Annotated in this window: 12 protein-coding genes and 2 tRNA genes; 11 read left to right on the forward strand and 3 right to left on the reverse strand. The window is 40.4% G+C overall.

Going from position 1 to position 17,622, the window contains the following annotated elements:
• The first annotated feature begins 270 nt into the window (after positions 1–270).
• From ACN9MR_RS05340 to ACN9MR_RS05370, 7 genes are all read left to right on the forward strand, one after another.
• The gene (locus ACN9MR_RS05340) at positions 271–876 is read left to right on the forward strand and encodes an RNA polymerase sigma factor (protein ID WP_426328578.1); all 606 of its coding nucleotides are present in this window, start codon (positions 271–273) and stop codon (positions 874–876) included.
• A gap of 95 nt (positions 877–971) precedes the next feature.
• The gene (locus tag ACN9MR_RS05345) at positions 972–1,994 is read left to right on the forward strand and encodes a FecR family protein (protein ID WP_426328579.1); all 1,023 of its coding nucleotides are present in this window, start codon (positions 972–974) and stop codon (positions 1,992–1,994) included.
• A 52-nt stretch (positions 1,995–2,046) separates the two neighbouring features.
• Positions 2,047–5,622 (forward strand): SusC/RagA family TonB-linked outer membrane protein, encoded by a 3,576-nt coding sequence (locus ACN9MR_RS05350; RefSeq protein ID WP_426328580.1) that lies wholly within the window; start codon positions 2,047–2,049, stop codon positions 5,620–5,622.
• 12 nt (positions 5,623–5,634) lie between these two features.
• Positions 5,635–7,032 carry a RagB/SusD family nutrient uptake outer membrane protein gene (locus ACN9MR_RS05355; RefSeq protein WP_426328581.1) on the forward strand — a complete coding sequence of 466 codons (1,398 nt, stop codon included), beginning with the start codon at positions 5,635–5,637 and terminating at the stop codon, positions 7,030–7,032.
• 48 nt (positions 7,033–7,080) lie between these two features.
• Positions 7,081–9,069, forward strand: a complete 1,989-nt coding sequence (locus ACN9MR_RS05360) for a TlpA family protein disulfide reductase (RefSeq protein ID WP_426328582.1) — start codon at positions 7,081–7,083, stop codon at positions 9,067–9,069.
• A gap of 7 nt (positions 9,070–9,076) precedes the next feature.
• Entirely contained in the window at positions 9,077–10,153 is a 1,077-nt protein-coding gene (locus tag ACN9MR_RS05365) for an alpha/beta hydrolase family protein (RefSeq protein WP_426328583.1), read from the forward strand.
• Positions 10,153–10,602 carry a protein-disulfide reductase DsbD domain-containing protein gene (locus ACN9MR_RS05370; RefSeq protein ID WP_426328584.1) on the forward strand — a complete coding sequence of 150 codons (450 nt, stop codon included), beginning with the start codon at positions 10,153–10,155 and terminating at the stop codon, positions 10,600–10,602. The genes ACN9MR_RS05365 and ACN9MR_RS05370 overlap by 1 nt, the downstream gene beginning before the upstream one ends.
• Positions 10,603–10,815: 213 nt before the next feature.
• Here the strand turns inward: ACN9MR_RS05370 and ACN9MR_RS05375 are convergent, their stop codons facing one another.
• Entirely contained in the window at positions 10,816–11,307 is a 492-nt protein-coding gene (locus ACN9MR_RS05375) for a protease (protein ID WP_426328585.1), read from the reverse strand.
• A gap of 373 nt (positions 11,308–11,680) precedes the next feature.
• Here ACN9MR_RS05375 and ACN9MR_RS05380 point away from each other — a divergent pair, with 373 nt between their 5' ends.
• Positions 11,681–12,364 carry a lipid-binding SYLF domain-containing protein gene (locus tag ACN9MR_RS05380; RefSeq protein ID WP_426328586.1) on the forward strand — a complete coding sequence of 228 codons (684 nt, stop codon included), beginning with the start codon at positions 11,681–11,683 and terminating at the stop codon, positions 12,362–12,364.
• Between the two features lie 22 nt (positions 12,365–12,386).
• A complete protein-coding gene (locus tag ACN9MR_RS05385; protein ID WP_426328587.1) occupies positions 12,387–12,773 on the forward strand; it encodes a hypothetical protein in 387 nt (128 codons plus the stop codon).
• Positions 12,774–13,563: 790 nt separating this feature from the next.
• On the opposite strand, the gene ACN9MR_RS05390 is transcribed toward ACN9MR_RS05385, so the two are convergent.
• Together ACN9MR_RS05390 and ACN9MR_RS05395 are read right to left on the reverse strand one after the other, a co-directional pair.
• Positions 13,564–13,647: transfer RNA gene (locus ACN9MR_RS05390), tRNA-Leu, on the reverse strand.
• A gap of 70 nt (positions 13,648–13,717) precedes the next feature.
• A tRNA-Gly gene (locus ACN9MR_RS05395) sits at positions 13,718–13,790 on the reverse strand.
• A gap of 697 nt (positions 13,791–14,487) precedes the next feature.
• Here ACN9MR_RS05395 and ACN9MR_RS05400 point away from each other — a divergent pair.
• Both ACN9MR_RS05400 and ACN9MR_RS05405 read left to right on the forward strand, forming a co-directional pair.
• Positions 14,488–15,858: an alpha-L-fucosidase gene (locus ACN9MR_RS05400; protein ID WP_426328588.1), complete on the forward strand. Its 1,371-nt coding sequence runs from the start codon at positions 14,488–14,490 to the stop codon at positions 15,856–15,858.
• A gap of 9 nt (positions 15,859–15,867) precedes the next feature.
• Positions 15,868–16,893 (forward strand): glycoside hydrolase family 43 protein, encoded by a 1,026-nt coding sequence (locus ACN9MR_RS05405; protein WP_426328589.1) that lies wholly within the window; start codon positions 15,868–15,870, stop codon positions 16,891–16,893.
• Positions 16,894–17,622: the final 729 nt, after the last annotated feature.

Here is a 17,622-nt window from a genome sequence, read left to right on the forward strand (position 1 = left end):
AATAGTCCTCTTCGAACATTTTCAGATGAGCCAATACCTGTAAATCGACTATCACTTTAGCCTGGTTATAAACCAGATTTGTCCATATTTAAAGTGAGGTTGCAGAATAGCTTTTTATGAGCACTGTTTTAGAAGAAAATATTCATAAATTTGTGTTCCAGTAATATTATCCAACAGCTCCTTCAGATTGGTAATAAAAATGTTATCATTGCAAATGCGGTTGAATCTAATATAACTTGAGTAGTTATCAAACCCCTTTCATCATTGAATTTGGATAATAGCTTAACTGATGCTCAGCTTTGGGGCCATTTGTTGGATGGCGATATGGAAGCTTTGGAAGAAATTTATAAGCGGCATGCTCCATCATTATTTCAATATGGCTCGCGATTGCTCTACAATTCAGAGGCAGTCCGAGATTGTATGCAGGATGTTTTTGTAGGTTTTTGGTCAAAAAGAGCAAAGCTGCCAATGGTATCCAATGTGCGCAGTTATATCATCACCTCGTTCCGCAATTCGGCGAACAACTACCGCTTGTCGACGAAGAAATTTAAAGATTCGGAAATAGATGACCAGGACTACTTTGATCTGACCTTTTCGGTGGAAGTGGAGCTGATTGAAAAAGAAAAGCAAAATGAGCAGACTGTTAAACTATCCAAGGCAATGGAACAGCTAACCCCTAGGCAGAAAGAAATTATCTATTTAAGATATTTTGAAGAACTGGATTATGAAGATATCTCTGAGATTATGGATTTAACCATCAAAGGTACTTATAAACTTAACGCCCGTGCACTTGAGGCACTTCGCCTGATTATGAAAATAGACAAGGCTTTATTGATGATTTACCTCATTAGCATAAATAAAAATCATATCCTGTAACCGTCACCAATTTTTTTTAAATTATTTTTTATTTCATGGGGTAATTTTCAATATTCATCTGTCTATATGGTGAACCTGCTTTAAAGGTACCATAGATGAACGAAAAAAAATACCATAATTATGCTGTTGAAGAATTTCTGAATGATCAGGATTTCATTCGCTTTGTAAAATACAATCTTCAGGATGATGTGGCGTTTTGGAAGGGCTGGGTTGTGGCGAATGCAGGTCACCTGGAAAATTACAATCTTGCCTTCAAAGAGTTAAAGTACATTCTGTCTGCAGAACATATTCAAATCCCACCATTTTTTATTGAGGAGCTTTGGGTTGATATCAAGGCTTCAATAACAGAGAAAGAAATAAAAAAAATAAAAATCAGGCGAACAGCGATCTGGATATCATCTATAGCAGCATCTCTGGTTTTTGCCGTGTTTTCAGCCTGGTATTTCAATAGCGACATTGTTGTTAAAACAGCTTTCGGTGAAACCAAAATCGTCACATTGGATGACAGTACCAAAATACACCTCAACTCGAATTCCGTATTGACCATGCCCAGAGCCTACCTGTGGAAAAAGGTGCGGTCGGTTTCGCTGGATGGAGAGGCATACTTCAGGGTTAGGCATTTGAATGTCGATCCTGCAACAATACAAAGAGGAGACCTGTTCGTGGTACACACCCCGACTGTCCAGATTCAGGTGCTTGGAACAGAATTCAATGTCAGAGATCGCCGGCATGAAGCCCAGGTAGCGCTTATAAGTGGCCGGGTACTAGTAAGATCGATGAAGACAGGAAAGGAATTTAGCATGATACCAGGTAACGTATTCAAAAACAATATGCTTAATGAGGGGATCACATCTAGTTCTGTGCAGTCCATATCTCCATCATCATGGATTGAAGGGAAGCTGATTCTTAAACAGGCGAAAGTGAGTGAGATTATAGCTGCCTTTCAGGATAGGTACGGATATAAAGTTGTCATGGAAAACCAAAATCTTCTCAATGAAGTCATAGATGGGACGATCTCCTTAAAAGATGAGAACGGAGTCTTATTCACCCTGAGTAATATACTTAATGTTAATATAAAGAAGGAGGGAAGCGTGATCACACTTACATCAAGACGTTAACGCGTCCGGCTTCAAAATACAATCAACAACCAAACAACCAACCAAACAAAAAATGAAAACAAAACTACTTAAACCAATCACCTCTGTGATTGTTTTTCTAATGGTGTTTTTTGTAGTCACGGATTCCTCCGCGCAGCAAAAAACATTAACACTTGAAAAGGCCCTAAATGAAATTTCTGTCCGATTTAAGACTAAGTTTGCCTATAAGCATAACATTATTCAGGGCAAAACCACGACCTCAGAAAGCCTGAATGCGAAATCTGTCGATGAGGCGCTCAAGAGAGCTTTATACCCTAACGGTCTTTTGTTTTTATATGTGAGCGAGGGCAATTACACTATTATAGCGCAAGAGGATAGGATGTTTCAGAATGATCTCTCCGCTACTCAATTAAAAAACGATAATGGAGAGGTTTATTATAGTGGAAAAGTTACTGATCAGGATGGAGAAGGAATGCCGGGAGTGACCATAAAGTCAAATGGTTCCAATCGCGCTGTCATTACCGACCGTCAGGGAAGTTTCTCCATTTTTCTTCCTAATACAGCGACAACAATAAGCTTTTACTATTTAGGCTATGAATCGGTTTCTAAAGATTTGGATGGAAAGGTGACAAACTTATCGATAAGAATGAGGCCTGCTACAGGTGAACAACTTCAGGATGTAAATGTGGTGTCAAACGGCTATCAGATGTTGCCAAAGGAGCGTTCTACTGCAGCAGCTGCTGTAATCAAGGCTGCTGATTTACAGAAAATCAAGACGCCTAATCTTATACAGCGACTGGAAAACCAGGTTGCGGGATTGAAAGTTGATTTGAATTCTGATAATATCTTTACTTACGGAAATACACAAATTGGAATTAACAACGGTACGCGCAGTGTGGGTAGATCAGATTATAGTATGTCCATTCGTGGGGCTAGCACGCTGCGTGGAGAAACCTTTCCATTGGTGGTGGTAGATGGTGCAATTAGTGAATTGGATCTATCTACCATCAATCCTAATGATGTTGAAAACATCACTGTGTTAAAAGACGCTGCCGCTGCTTCTATCTGGGGTACCCGGGCTGCGAATGGTGTAATTGTAATTACCACAAAAAAGGGCAGCCCAAATCAGGCGCCCAGGGTGAGTTTCTCGGTTTCAGCTACCGTATCCAATAAACCCAATCTTGATTATTTGAAGATCATGAATTCAAGTCAGGCGATCTCTTTTGAACAGGATCTTGTTGCTAAAAATCTGATCACCCCACCAAATTCAGCCAGCCCGTTCGGACAGCCCGTAGCTAATGTAACCGATCTGATTTTCAAGCTCAGGGCCGGAACAATAACCCAGTCTGCCTATGATGCCGCTCTTAGCCGATATAGCTCGATAGATAGCCGGGATCAGATATCTCAATACTTGATAAGACCCTCAAGCAACCAGCAGTATGATTTCTCGGTGAGCGGCGGCGGAAAAAGCAGCGACTATTATTATTCCGCCTCTTATAGCAAAGAAAATCCTCAAACAGTAGGTGTTGATGGACAGCGTTTAACGATAACTCTGAACAACAATTTCAAAATTTTCAAAGTGGCCACCTTATCAACGAATGTAAGAGGTTCCTTCTTTAAATTCAATAATAATGGTCAATCCCTCAACACGTTATTTGGTCCCTCATCATCCACTTTTATGCCTTACGATAGATTGTTGGACGATCAGGGAAATCGGATAGGTTTCGGTAGGCAATACTACTCGGGATGGACCAATTCGCTGCAGAGCCGGGGGTATCGCAACTGGCTTTACAATCCTTTGGATGAAATCGATAATGCGGACAATACCCAACAGGATAACAATTATACGATCAACCTCAACCTGAACGTACCGGTCTTTAAAGGTTTATCAGCGAATGTTTTCTATGGTAACGAAAGAAGCTTTAGTCAAACCCGGAGTTATTTTAATGAAAGATCCTATTATTACCGGAACTTTATCAATACTTATACACCGCTACCTTCAAACGGTAATGCCCAAAATTCTATTGGTTTACCGTTAGGCAGTGGGATTTTGAGTAATATAAACACCTCCGGCAACAATTACAGTCTTCGAGGCCAGCTCAATTTTGATCAGGTTTTTGCTGGTTTACATCAATTGACTGCTATTGCAGGATCAGAGATTCGCCAGACCAAGATAGGTCAAGGGGCCAATACGCTGTATGGTTATAATACCGGTACAGGACTCTCCAGACCTGTGGATTTTTTTACACCATATCAAACCATACAAGGCTTTGCCAGTAGTTTGGGCGGTGCGCCAACTCAACAGGATAAAACACGAAGATATTTATCGTACTATGCCAACGCTGCCTATACCTATGCCGGGAAGTATACCGTTTCCGGAAGCGCACGTTATGATGACTACAACAATTTTGGTGTCGATCGCAAGTTCAGGGCAACACCACTATGGTCAACGGGATTGAAATGGGATGTAAAAAAGGAACACTTTTTAGCCAAAGCCGGATTTGTAAGTTCCTTAAGTATAAGGGCAACCTATGGCGTGAATGGTAATATATCGACCAATATCTATCCCTTCACCTATATCGGATTAGGTAGTGCAGATTTAACCACTGGTCAGCCTTATGCGTTTCTGGTCGCACCTGCTAATCCGGAATTGAGATGGGAAAAAACATACGTGGCCAATCTGGGTATTGATCTTGGTCTCTTCAACGGCCGCTTATTTGCAACTGCAGATATTTACTCGAAACGAGGAAAGGACTTATTTTATGAGTTTCCAATCAACGGGACATATGGCGTTACCACACTTAATCGAAACTCAACCAACTTATCCGGAAATGGTATGGATTTGAGTATCAGAGGTACTATTGTCCGCAAGAGGGACTTTGAATGGAACAGCGGAATCAATTTTGCCTATAACACCAATAAAATCACCGATGCAAGATTTGGAATCACCTCATCCTTCTATTCTAATCCTGCATTTGGCGCCAATCTAAATGATTACCCAACGGATAAGATATTTGTGTACAGAAATGCTGGACTAGATCAAAATGGGCTTACTCAGGTGTACAATGAAAATGGCGCGAAAATAGCGGCTAACCAGAATATTACATCGATAAATGCATTGCATTATGCGGGAAGAAGAACTGCACCCTATTTTGGAAACTTTAATACATCTGTTAAATTTAAGGATATCACGCTAATGGCAGTTGCCTCTTACCAATTCGGTAGCGTGTTTCTTAGACCAACTATCAGTTCCTACCCTTCGGCAAGAACAGGCGTAAGGTATGATTTGCATGAGGATGTGGCAAAACGTTGGGTAAAGGCCGGTGATGAGGCATTCACCAACGTACCCAGTCCGGTAGGAAATTTCGCTGCCCAGAGTTTATTGCGTTATCAACAATCAGATATCAATGTATTAAAGGGCGATTATGTGCGACTTCGCGAGCTATCGGCGTCATATCAGTTGCCGATTGAAAAAATAACGTCTTTTGTCAGAACCGCAAATTTCACATTTGCTGTGAGAAATTTAGGGCTTTTATGGAGAGCAAACAAAGAGGGTATCGACCCGGATTTTGTTGCTGGTCTTAGTTCTATAACCTTGGGCCTTCCATCTGCAGTTTCTTATAATTTCTCTTTAAATGTTAACTTTTAATCCTTGGCAATCATGAAACTAAAAAATATAATTATAGGCTTTTCTCTCATTGTGACGGCAATGACTGGCTGTAAAAAGTATGTAGATATCAAAACGCAGGGAAACCTTGTACCCAATCAAACGATCAATTACCGCTACTTGCTTAACAATACTGCTGCATTTGAGAATATACAGAATCTATCCGACTTTGCCTCGTCTGATATTGACATCAATGATGCCGCACAACAGACGGCATTAACCGGATCACAATTCTATTCTTATCTGACAGGAAGTTATAACTGGAGACCCGTTATTTTTCCATTTGGATCTACTTACGAGCAAGACCAGAGTTGGAATACGCTTTACGCTATAATACTAAACTGCAATACCATAATCAATGAGCTTCCGGCAAGTGATGGGACTCAAGAGGAGAAAAAGGCATTGGAAGCAGAAGCTTTGGTCCATCGGGCTGATGCATACCTAAACTTAATCAACACCTATGCCAAACCTTATGTGAGGTCGTCTGCAGGTTCTGATCTTGGCGTGCCGCTGATTTTGGTGCAAACGGTCAGTCAATCTTTGAAGAGGGCCAGCATTGAAACGGTGTACAATCAAATCATTAACGATCTTTTGCAAGCGCTACCGGCTTTACCGACTACACAAGCCTATAACACGCTACCAACCAAAGCATCTGCTTACGGAGAATTGGCCAGGGCATACTTAATGATGGCAGATTACCCAAATGCTTTAAAATACGCAGAAGAGGCATTAAAAATTAAGAATACCTTAATCGATTTATCGGCTATAACTGCCGTTAACACCTCAAACTATCCAAGAAGAATTGCAAATCCAGAAATCATGCTATCAAAACTTCCCATTGGAGGATCATTGACAATTGCACCTTCAGTATTAAAATTGAGCGACGAATACCTAACGGTATTGGGTACCAAAGATCAGCGTTATACACTGTTTACCGTTCCTGCAGCAACAGTCTCCTCTACTTATACAGGAAGGTTTTTTTATAAGGAAAGCGTAACCGGCGAGACCAGAAACGAGGGCGTTTCAGTACCTGAAATGTTGCTCATCCGCGCTGAATGTTTTGCGCGTACGGGGAATATTGCTGCTGCGATGAATTCGTTGAACATCTTAAGGATCAAAAGATTCAAGCCTGCCGATTATGTGCCTGCTACAGCCAATGACAATACTGATGCCCTGATAAAAGTAATTGATGAGCGTAGAAGAGAGTTTTTTGGAACCATGCTGAGGTGGTGGGATATGAGGAGGCTGAACAATGAAACAACTTTCCAAAAAACGTATACCAGAAACTTTGGAGGTGTGATTTATACATTGGCGCCAAACAGTAACCAATATACATTTCCAATCGCGGAATATCTTCGTAACCTCAATCCAGAACTCGAGCCAAACCCCTAACCCGCGTAAACCACAACACGGATAACATCCAGAATTAATCAATAAAAGATGATACACAAAACCCTAACATTTTTACTCTTTATCGCCCTCTCTATCAATGGATTTTGTCAGCGCACCGATAATTTCAGGTCGCTGCCTGAAAAGCCCTATAACGGAAAAGCCTTGACTGTTTTCTATAATCCATCTGGCACACCACTACAGAACAAAGAATCTGTTAACGCGGTGGTATATAAATATACCGATTATAGGTGGGAAGCGGCCGATGTGAAATTTGTCAAGGCTGGAAAGGAATGGAAATCAGATTTACAGGTTCCGATCAATACTGGAATACTTGCCTTTAAATTCGTTTCAGGAGATTCCATCGACAACAACAAGGATTTTGGCTATTTTATTATGCTCAATGATAAGGATAGACCAGGAAAAATGGCCCCTGGAGGATACATTGGATGGGGATTTGCAAGATCACCGAAATATGGTAAAAATATTCCCGGATACATCAATTTTAAGGGCATCAGTGATACTGCAACATATCATTGGCTAAACCAGGAGATTTTGAATAACCAAAAATCGAAATCTTTATTGGCCAGGGATTATGCTATAGCCCTTTCCTCTTACATGGGAGAGCATGCTGCTCCTAAACTGGTTTTAGCCACTAAGTACCTTACCCGTACGGATGCTAATGAGTCGGAACTGCTCGATGCAAGATATATCAGTGCTAACCTTATTCGGGATAAAAATCTAACAGATTCTATCAATATGGTAATCAGCCAAAAGTTTCCAAATGGGAGTATAGCACGGCTTGCAGCATTCAAGAAATTGTCCTCCATCAGAGATATTGACTCACTGTTGGTCGCTTCCGAAGATTTTCTTTCAAAATTCCCTGAAGCAAATACAAACGCAAAGTTTAATTTGGAAAATAGAATCAATTATGGTGTTATATATCAAAACCTGATGGTTTTTGGAAGGCTGAAGAAAAGGCCAACTGATTACGTGAGTATGTATATCGATTCCTTGCCATATAATATGCTTACCTCAGTTTATTATAAGCTAATAGGCATTCCTTATCACAGAAAAGAAGGTGATCTGAAAAAAATTGCTGAAGACTCTGATCTTTTTGTAAAAAGATTCGAATACTTCAAAGCCAACCAGCCGGCATCGATGGCCTATCTTTCTCCTTCAGAGTGGAAAAGTGAATACCAGAAAACATTTGTTGCCACCGTTTCTTCAGATCACATTGGGCTCTTGAATTATCAGAAAAGATACCAGCAGGCACTTCAATATGCAAAAGAGGCACAGGTCATTTTAGACTACAACAATGCAGAGATAAATAACCAACAGGCATTAAGTTTAAAGATGTTAGGTCTGAACAGGGATCTGCAGGTGCTTTTGAAAAAAAGTATGTTCAAGAATCAGAGCTCTACAGAAATGATTGCGATGATTAGAGAGGCGTTCGTTAAAGAACGTGGTTCAGAGAAAGGTTTTCAGGAATATTTGGAAAGCTTGAAAAACCCGGCCGACAAAGAAAAGGAACTAAAAGATATCATGGAAAGCATGATCAAGAAAGAAATGCCAACCTGGAGCATGAAAGACCTTAATGGCAAGACCATTAATTCGAATGATCTCAAAGGGAAAACCGTAATCCTTGACTTTTGGGCAACATGGTGTGTTCCTTGCAAAGCTTCCTTTCCGGGAATGAAACTAGCTGTAGAGAAATATAAAAATGATCCGGATGTTGTATTTTATTTTGTAGATACAGAAGAGAGAGGTGATACTTACAAAACAGAAAATGCGAAGTACATCAAAGACAACAATTATCCCTTCAACGTGCTATTTGATAACCGATTGGAAGGCATGAAGACCAATTCGGAAGTATTTAATAAGATTTGTAAAGCATTTACCATCTCTGGCATACCCCAAAAGTTGATCATAGACAAAAATGGGTACGTGCGGTTCATTTCCGTAGGTTTCAGGGGGAGTGCTACAGGTTTGGCTGATGAGATGACGGCGTTGATTGAAATGACTAAAAAAGCAGAATAACAAGAAAATGAATAAGATCAGATTGGTCATTGCCGCATTGGCAGTATTTACGCAAACATCCTTTGCACAGAATTTTATAGATCAGGAAATCACATTCAGATCACCGGATGATAGCATCTCCTATGCAGGTACCTTATCGATCCCCAGGGGAAATAAAAAAAGTCCGGCCGTCGTTATCGTTTCCGGAACGGGAAGGCAGGATCGTGATGGCCTGATGGCGGGTCATAAGATCTTTAAAGAAATCGCCGATAGCCTTGCGAATCATGGATATGCTGTTCTTCGGTTGGATGACAGAGGTGTAGGTAAAACGACAGGAGTATATGAACATGCAACTACTGCCGATTTCGCAACTGACGCTTTATTGGCCGTAAAATACTTAAAATCCGTACTTCAGGTAGACGCTGGTAAAATCGGTCTCATCGGCCATAGTGAAGGTGGAGCGATCATATCGATCGCTGCTTCCAAAAGTAAGGATATTAAATTTTTGATCAGCCTCTCAGGCTTGGCAATGAATGGGTATGATGCCCTGATTTCGCAAAATGAGAGTATAGTCAACAATTCCACTTTGCCCGATTATGATAAGGCCAGATCCAACGACATCAATGAACGTATGTTTAAAACGGCATTGAAATATGCAGATTCGGCTAATATGGAGGCAAAATTGAGTGAAACCTACAACACATGGAAAGTAAAAGATGATGCCTATTTCAAGACCCTGAATATTAAATTCGATCATTTCCGCTTTCCGATCTACAGCTTCGTAAATTATGCGATAGGACCTTGGTACAGGTATTTTATCAAGTACGATGCAGCTAAAACGATGGCGAATATTAAAGTCCCAGTTTTAGCGATAAACGGGGATAAGGATAACTATGTGGTTCCCGAGGCAAATCTTCAAAACTGGAAGAACTATATTGCGGCAGGCGGCAATAAAAAGGTAGAAACACATTTGTTGAAAAATGTCAATCACTTGTTGTTACCGTGTATTACCTGTAATCAAGCTGAGATCCCAAATATCAAAAGCGGTGTTTCGCCGGAAGCTTTTCACATCATCTTTTCATGGCTAAAAAAAACAATTAAGTAATGAAGAAATCTATTCTAATAACAGCGCTGTTTTCTTTACTGTTCATTAGTGCCCAAAGTCAGATATTAAAACCAATAAAATGGTCTTATGCAGCAAAAAAAACAGGTGCCAACACGGCAACAGTTTTTATTAAAGCAACAATCGACCAGGGATGGCATTTATATTCCCAGTTTGTAAAAGATGGAGGACCAGTGAAAACCACATTTAGTTTTAAGCCTTCAAAGGAATACTCCCTTGTGGGCACGACGCTGGAGCCAAAACCTATAACAAAATATGAGGATACCTTCAAAATGGATGTAAAATATTTTGAACACAGTGTGATCTTTCAACAAAAAATTAAAACTAACGGAAAAACAGCGGTGGTGAAAGGAACTGTAGAATCGATGGTGTGCAACGACAAGCAGTGTCTGCCCCCTGAAGAAGTTAATTTCAGTGTCGCGGTCAAATAAATTGAGCGCTTCAACAAGATAATTCAAAACCCGTAATATTCTCAAGCGGCCGCACTGTTTAACTTGTTCAGCCTAAGGAGGGTAAATACCATTTATAAAGAGCGATTATAGATTTATCATTAAATAAATCCATAATAATATAAGTTAGTGGATGATAAATAAGGGGAGGAGCTGGATGGCCTTCCCCTTTTTCTGCCTCTGGAGTTATTAAGGTTAATTGGTGTAACTGAAGGTAACGGTGTTGGTGCTTTTTATTCCGCTCATGCCGCTAGCGTTATAAGAAACGGTATATTTTTTTTGGGCTTCCAGCTGATAAGCTTTTAAAAGGTCGACTTCTGATGAAAGTATGTCTTTTGGTTTAACAACAAGGTAGCTATCTGCGGGAGGGGGCATAATCCTTTTTGCCATAGGCCCTTTATATAAAACCTCATTTCCATTCTCATCTTTTATATCAAGGTATTTGCTCATCAGGGGTTCAAAGGGAGTGTGCCATTTGCAAAATGATTTTTCCGTTGGCTGATCATTGTGGACGGCAAATTTTAAGGTGGCTTTTTCTCCTGTCTTTATAATATCCTTTATGCTGAGAACCACGTAAAGTGAATCGCCTTGGTGCTCTGAGGGCCGGTTGGAGGACGGATGCTGCACTTTTTGGCTGCAACCTGCAAGTACGATCAATACTGCGGGGATAATAAATTTAAGTTTCATCGTGTATGATATGTTTAAACATAAACGATAAGCACTACTTAAATGCTACAGATGATTTTTAACTCGAAGATCTTCAATGAGATTAAATGTTTTTCCTCCTAACATCGGATATTGCAATTGCCCCATATTTACCGATCAGGCAAAAGAAACCATGGCCCTTGATTTAGAAATTGATCAGTGGCTTTATTTTGGGAAATCAAAATTTTTAATCCATTATATCCTGAAATTTTAAGGTATCACGGGTGAATTCTCACAGAAAGGTAATTTACCTGTAGACCGGTTGGGAAAAGAAATAAAAGGTATAATATTGCATTTCCGGACCGTTATTAAGAGCAGATCTGCTTGAATAATGCCGGTTATTTTTTCGATATATATGAACACAATTAATTTGATCAAGATGAATCTCGCTGCGCTCTGCTGCGTAGCATTACTATTTCCTACTGCGGCCGCTGCGCAGAATAAGGAGCAAAAAAGAATAAAAGCTTCAACCCAGGTGCTTTCGGGTTTCGGGAAAATGAAAGAATCCATTCCCTCAAGACTGCTTGAGCTTACAGAGGGCGTTGTTATTGTACCAAAGCTGATCAATGCAGGTTTTGTTATTGGAGGGAAGCGCGGCAGGGGCATTGCAATGGTGAAAAGGGCAGACGGCTCTTGGAGCAATCCTGTTTTTGTAACCATTACCGGAGGAAGTGTTGGCCTTCAGGCGGGTGTACAATCGACTGAACTTGTGCTTGTTTTTACCCATGCCAATAGTCTGACTGATATCAAGAAAAGTAGTTTTACCCTTGGTGGTGATCTTTCTATTGCGGCAGGTCCCTTGGGACGCAGTTCTGCAGTGAATACAGATTACAAACTCGATGCCGAGGTGTATTCCTATTCCCGTAGTAAGGGGCTTTTTGCAGGGCTTTCTGTAAACGGCGCATCGCTGGAGATTGATGCGGCCGCAAATGCTGCAGTATATGGTAAAGACATGGATGTCGCGGAAATCTTTGCTTCAGGTGGGGATCCTGATGATGAAATAGGGGAACTTAAAGCTGCGCTTACCAAAATGAAATAATTGAATTATTATGCTTAAGATCATGAAGAAAATCATTTTAGTTTTACTACTGGCAATCGCTGGTTTTTCAGGTTATGCACAAACCTATCAGGCTATCACAAGTAAGAATAAAACTTATCTGGAAACACTGAAAGGGGTGAGCTATACTTATAAGCAAGGGGTTGTTACCTTGAAGAATAACGGAAAGTATGATCTGGGGACGGTGAGTATAACTGTTTCATCCAAGGTGGACAGTACTTTGTTCGGGATCGCCCTGTTTGAGGAGGGGCTTGAGAAAGGGACTACTGTTAAGGCTGATGTTTATTTTACTGCGGGCCTGGGCAGTGGTGTTCACGAGGTTTCCTTAAAAGATATTGATCAGAAGAATCTGGTGCTGTCTTTTGATAAGGCGACCAGGGCTGTGAAATAATTGCTGCATGGGGATAGTGTGGTATTACTCCAATACAAAATTTTCCGATTTTCTCAGAACCTAGGATACACTGTAAAATGACCATAAACAACAAAAGCTCCCATTACTGAAAGGTTTTGTTCGATTTTTTTGTGTGTACTCGGGGCGGGAATCGACTCCGCATGCCTTTGAAAGCATCCCGACTTAGGTCGGGACGTCTCTACTGGTTCCACTATCAACCTTTTGATCTATAAAAAAAAATGACCATAAACAACGAAACCTTTCATTTCTGAAAGGTTTCGTTGTCGATTTGTTTGAGTGTACTCGGGGCGGGAATCGAACCCGCACGCCTTTGAAAGCATCCCGACTTATGTCGGGACGTCTCTACCGGTTCCACTATCAACCTTTTGATCTATAAAAAAAAATGACTATAAACAAAAAAACCTTCCATTTCTGAAAGGTTTTCGTTCGATTTTTTTGTGTGTACTCGGGGCGGGAATCGAACCCGCACGCCTTTGAAAGCATCCTGACTTATGTCGGGACGTCTCTACTGGTTCCACTATCAACCTTTCGATCTATAAAGAAAAATGATTATAAACAAAAAAAAACTTTCATTTCTGAAAGGTTTTCGTTCGATTTTTTTGTGTGTACTCGGGGCGGGAATCGAACCCGCACGCCTTTGAAAGCATCCCGACTTATGTCGGGACGTGTCCACCGGTTCCACTATCAACCTTTCGATCTATAAAGAAAAATGACCACAAACAACAAAACCCTTCATTTCTGAAAGGTTTTCGTTCGATTTTTTTGTGTGTACTCGGGGCGGGAATCGAACCCGCACGCCTTTGAAAGCACAGGATTTTAAGTCCTGCGTGTCTACCAGTTCCACCACCCGAGCATTAGCCTGTTCCGAAATCCTTCGGTAGGTTAACTTTAAAATAAATGCCTTCTGGTAGGAAGGCATTTAGAGCGAAAGACGAGATTCGAACTCGCGACCCCGACCTTGGCAAGGTCGTGCTCTACCAACTGAGCTACTTTCGCAAATTAATACATTGTGTTGTATTCCTTTGGGGTTGCAAATATAGAAATATAAATATCACTATCAAAAATAATTTTATTTTTTTTTGCTCTAAAAGGTGGATTGAGGGATTTTTTGTGCCGGAATAACAAGAAATGAGTGCTGCGTTTTTTTTGTTTTAATTTTAAAATTTGTAGATTATCAGTGAGTTAAAAGCAGATTTAGCAACTTGGATGAAGGAAATTATCCAACTTGAAAAAAATGAAATATTTTTTTGACAATGTTCTAATTAGGATTAGTGTCCAAATTGATGTCAAAGCATTTTATGTCTCGCTAGGTTTTGAAACATCAGGTAATGAGTTTATGAAAGCTGGAATTCCAGATAATTGCTAAACCTTTATAATTGATTAGAATAATTTGTGGAAGTATATCCTGATGTTAATTTATCAGCATGGTTAGGTATTAAATCCAATTGTAAATCTGTCCCCATGAAGACGAACGATTAAGCATGCTGTGCTGTTCAGGATATTTGAAGGTACTTAATTGAGTCGGATCTGTACAAAATAAGGTCTGATGTAAACAATCTGGAAGTTGGAAATTTATTTAATTTCGTATAATTATTGGCAAAACAGTCTATAATTGCGCGCTAATGCCGAAAATATTTATTAACCAAATACGACAATGTATGTCACTACTTAACTTGTTAAGTTTCTAAATCAGATGATGTTCAAACAAAAAATAAAAATTACTGCAACTGGGCTTGCATTAATGTTCATGAGTTATTCTTTATCTGTAAAGAGCCAGGTAATGGGCGATGCAGAAAGAAAATCAATGGAAAAGGGAACAGTTTATCCTTCATTAAAGGGAGGAGGAGAAGGCGTATCGAGTCCGGGTTCTAACCTTTCGCCGGAAAAGATGAAATGGTGGGAAGATCAGAAATTCGGAATGTTCATACATTGGGGTTTATATGCAATCCCCGCCAGTGGCGAATGGACTATGTTTAATCAAAAAATACCAGCTGAGGAGTATGCAAAACTGGCTGATCAGTTTAATCCGAAACATTTTAGCGGTGCCGCCTGGGCAAAGGTAGCGAAAGAAGCCGGAATGAAATATATGGTAATGGTTGCCAGGCACCATGATGGTTTTGCCCTTTGGAATAGCCCTTCAAGTTATAAACACTTTAATAGCTGGGAAACTGCATCTCATCGCGATTTTGTAAAAGAGTATGTCAATGCATGCCGTAAGGCAGGCCTCTATGTAGGTATTTATTATTCTCCGCTGGACTGGCGCTTTCCTGGTTACTTTGACCCTAAAGGACTTCCTGAAAATGCTGCGCTTCTTAAGAAACAGACCTATGGGCAGGTAGAAGAGCTCATGAAAAATTACGGCAAAATTGATGTTTTGTGGTACGATGGGGGCTGGCTGGCGCACAAGGGGAGCGATGCTGACGCAGCCTGGTTTTGGGAACCGTTAAAGCTTAATGCAATGGTGCGTAAATATAACCCTGATGTAGTGATTAACCCCAGGTCTGGGATGGTTGGAGATTTCCAGACCGACGAAGGTGGAGGAGATGTTAAAGGACCTATTATTCCTTTTCCATGGGAAAAAACCCTGAACCTTAATGAAACAAGCTGGGGATACAACAAAGCTCAGAATTTGATGCCTTTAAAAAGGGTTATAGATATGTTGGTGAATACTGTAGACCGTGGCGGAAATATGCTATTAAATGTTGGACCAGATCCCGATGGCGTTATTCCGCCTACACATGTACAGCGATTGAAAGAAGTAGGAGAGTGGTTAGCTAAAAATGGCGAAGGGATTTACGGAACACGTCCAGGGCCTTTTCAGCCTGTTGATGGTTTTTATGGCGCTACACACAAAGATAATTATATATATATCCACCTCCTGAAGGCTCCTGTAGGAACCAGCATCATTAAATTACCGGCAGTTAAGCAGACTATTACGGCATGTACCCTAATAAAAGGTGAAAAAGTTAAATTTCAGCAGGATGCAACTGGCATCACGCTTGATTTGGCCGGGATTAAATTAGACCCTGTGGTAACTACCCTGGCGTTAAAAACAAAAAATTAAATAACTGTTATGAATATTTCGAATGGCCGAATTAAAATTTTTCTTATTATATTATTGATAAGCTGTTGCAACTTATCGTTTTCAAGTAACATACGTCCGTTAACTGATACGCTGTTTAATGGCACTATGTTAATCGATACTGATGGAAAGCCAGTTAATGCTCATGGCGCAGGTGTATTGTACCACAAAGGTGTTTATTATCTTTTTGGAGAGGTGAAGAAAGGTAAAACATGGCTTGTTCCGAAGCAGAACTGGGAAGATTTTCGGGTTCCTGCCGGAGGGGTTTCATGCTATTCTTCTACAGATCTCAAACATTGGAAAAACAGGGGAGTGGTGTTAAAACCAACTACGGATAATCCTGGTTACGACCTCGATACAGGTAGGGTGATTGAAAGGCCAAAGGTAGTTTATAATGAACGTACCAGGAAATTTGTGATGTGGATGCACATAGACAAAAACGACTACAGTTATTCCCGTGGAGGCGTTGCGATAAGCGATAATCCTTTTGGTCCTTATAAATACCTGGGTAGTGTTGCGCCTAACAATCAAATGTTAAGAGATATGACTTTGTATAAAGATGACGACGGGAAAGCTTATCTCATTTATTCATCAGAAAATAACAATACTATGCATGTATGTTTGCTTGGCGATGATTATCTGGCACCGACAAAAACTTATACTCGGATATTGGAAAACAAAGGAAGAGAAAGTCCGGCTATTTTTAAAAACCAGGGCAAATACTTTTTAATTACATCCGGCTGTTCCGGTTGGTCGCCTAATGCGGCTTCTTATGCTGTTGCCGATCATATTATGGGGCCATGGGTAGTGCGTGAAAATCCATGTAAAGAGCCAAACGCCGAAGTGTCTTTTTTTTCACAGGGTGCGTTTGTACTGCCTGTAGTTAACAAACCAGGGAAATTTATTTTTATGGCCGACAGATGGAATAAATCCGATCTGGAGAAATCAAGTTATTTGTGGCTTCCGATTCATATAATTAATGATAAAATAGAAATTTATAATAACAATAAACGATAATTGAGGAGCTGGTTTATATCTGGCCAGGCATTTAGAAATACAGTTGTGGTAAGAATATAACAGCAGTTATAACTCGGGGCGGGAATCGAACCCGCACGCCTTTGAAAGCATCCCGACTTATGTCGGTACGTGTCTATCGGTTCCACCATCCGGGCATTAGCCTTTCGATCTATAAAGAAAAATGACCATAAACAACAAAACCCTTCATTTCTGAAAGGTTTTCATTCGATTTTTTTTGAGTGTACTCGGGGCGGGAATCGAACCCGCACGCCTTTGAAAGCATCCCGACTTATGTCGGGACGTGTCTATCGGTTCTACCATCCGGGCATTCGCCTTTCGATCTATAAAGAAAAATGACTATAAACAACAAAACCTTTCATTTCTGAAAGGTTTTCATTCGATTTTTTTTTGAGTGTACTCGGGGCGGGAATCGAACCCGCAGGCCTTTGAAAGCATCCCGACTTATGTCGGGACGTATCTATCGGTTCCACCATCAACCATTCGCCTTTCGATCTATAAAAAAAAATGACCATAAACAACAAAACCCTTCATTTCTGAAAGGTTTTCATTCGATTTTTTTGAGTGTACTCGGGGCGTGAATCGAACCCGCACGCCTTTGAAAGCATCCCGACTTATGTCGGGACGTGTCTATCGGTTCCGCCATCCGGGCATTAGCCTTTCGATCTATAAAGAAAAATGACCATAAACAACAAAACCTTTCATTTCTGA

Source organism: Pedobacter sp. R-06 (genome assembly GCF_049913135.1).
GTDB lineage: Bacteria > Bacteroidota > Bacteroidia > Sphingobacteriales > Sphingobacteriaceae > Pedobacter.

Coding starts and splice junctions, on each gene's coding strand:
- ACN9MR_RS05345 (WP_426328579.1), top strand. CDS start 972: ATGAACGAAAAAAAATACCATAATTATGCTGTTGAAGAATTTCTGAAT.
- ACN9MR_RS05350 (WP_426328580.1), top strand. CDS start 2,047: ATGAAAACAAAACTACTTAAACCAATCACCTCTGTGATTGTTTTTCTA.
- ACN9MR_RS05355 (WP_426328581.1), top strand. CDS start 5,635: ATGAAACTAAAAAATATAATTATAGGCTTTTCTCTCATTGTGACGGCA.
- ACN9MR_RS05360 (WP_426328582.1), top strand. CDS start 7,081: ATGATACACAAAACCCTAACATTTTTACTCTTTATCGCCCTCTCTATC.
- ACN9MR_RS05365 (WP_426328583.1), top strand. CDS start 9,077: ATGAATAAGATCAGATTGGTCATTGCCGCATTGGCAGTATTTACGCAA.
- ACN9MR_RS05370 (WP_426328584.1), top strand. CDS start 10,153: ATGAAGAAATCTATTCTAATAACAGCGCTGTTTTCTTTACTGTTCATT.
- ACN9MR_RS05375 (WP_426328585.1), bottom strand. CDS start 11,307: ATGAAACTTAAATTTATTATCCCCGCAGTATTGATCGTACTTGCAGGT.
- ACN9MR_RS05380 (WP_426328586.1), top strand. CDS start 11,681: ATGAACACAATTAATTTGATCAAGATGAATCTCGCTGCGCTCTGCTGC.
- ACN9MR_RS05385 (WP_426328587.1), top strand. CDS start 12,387: ATGAAGAAAATCATTTTAGTTTTACTACTGGCAATCGCTGGTTTTTCA.
- ACN9MR_RS05400 (WP_426328588.1), top strand. CDS start 14,488: ATGATGTTCAAACAAAAAATAAAAATTACTGCAACTGGGCTTGCATTA.
- ACN9MR_RS05405 (WP_426328589.1), top strand. CDS start 15,868: ATGAATATTTCGAATGGCCGAATTAAAATTTTTCTTATTATATTATTG.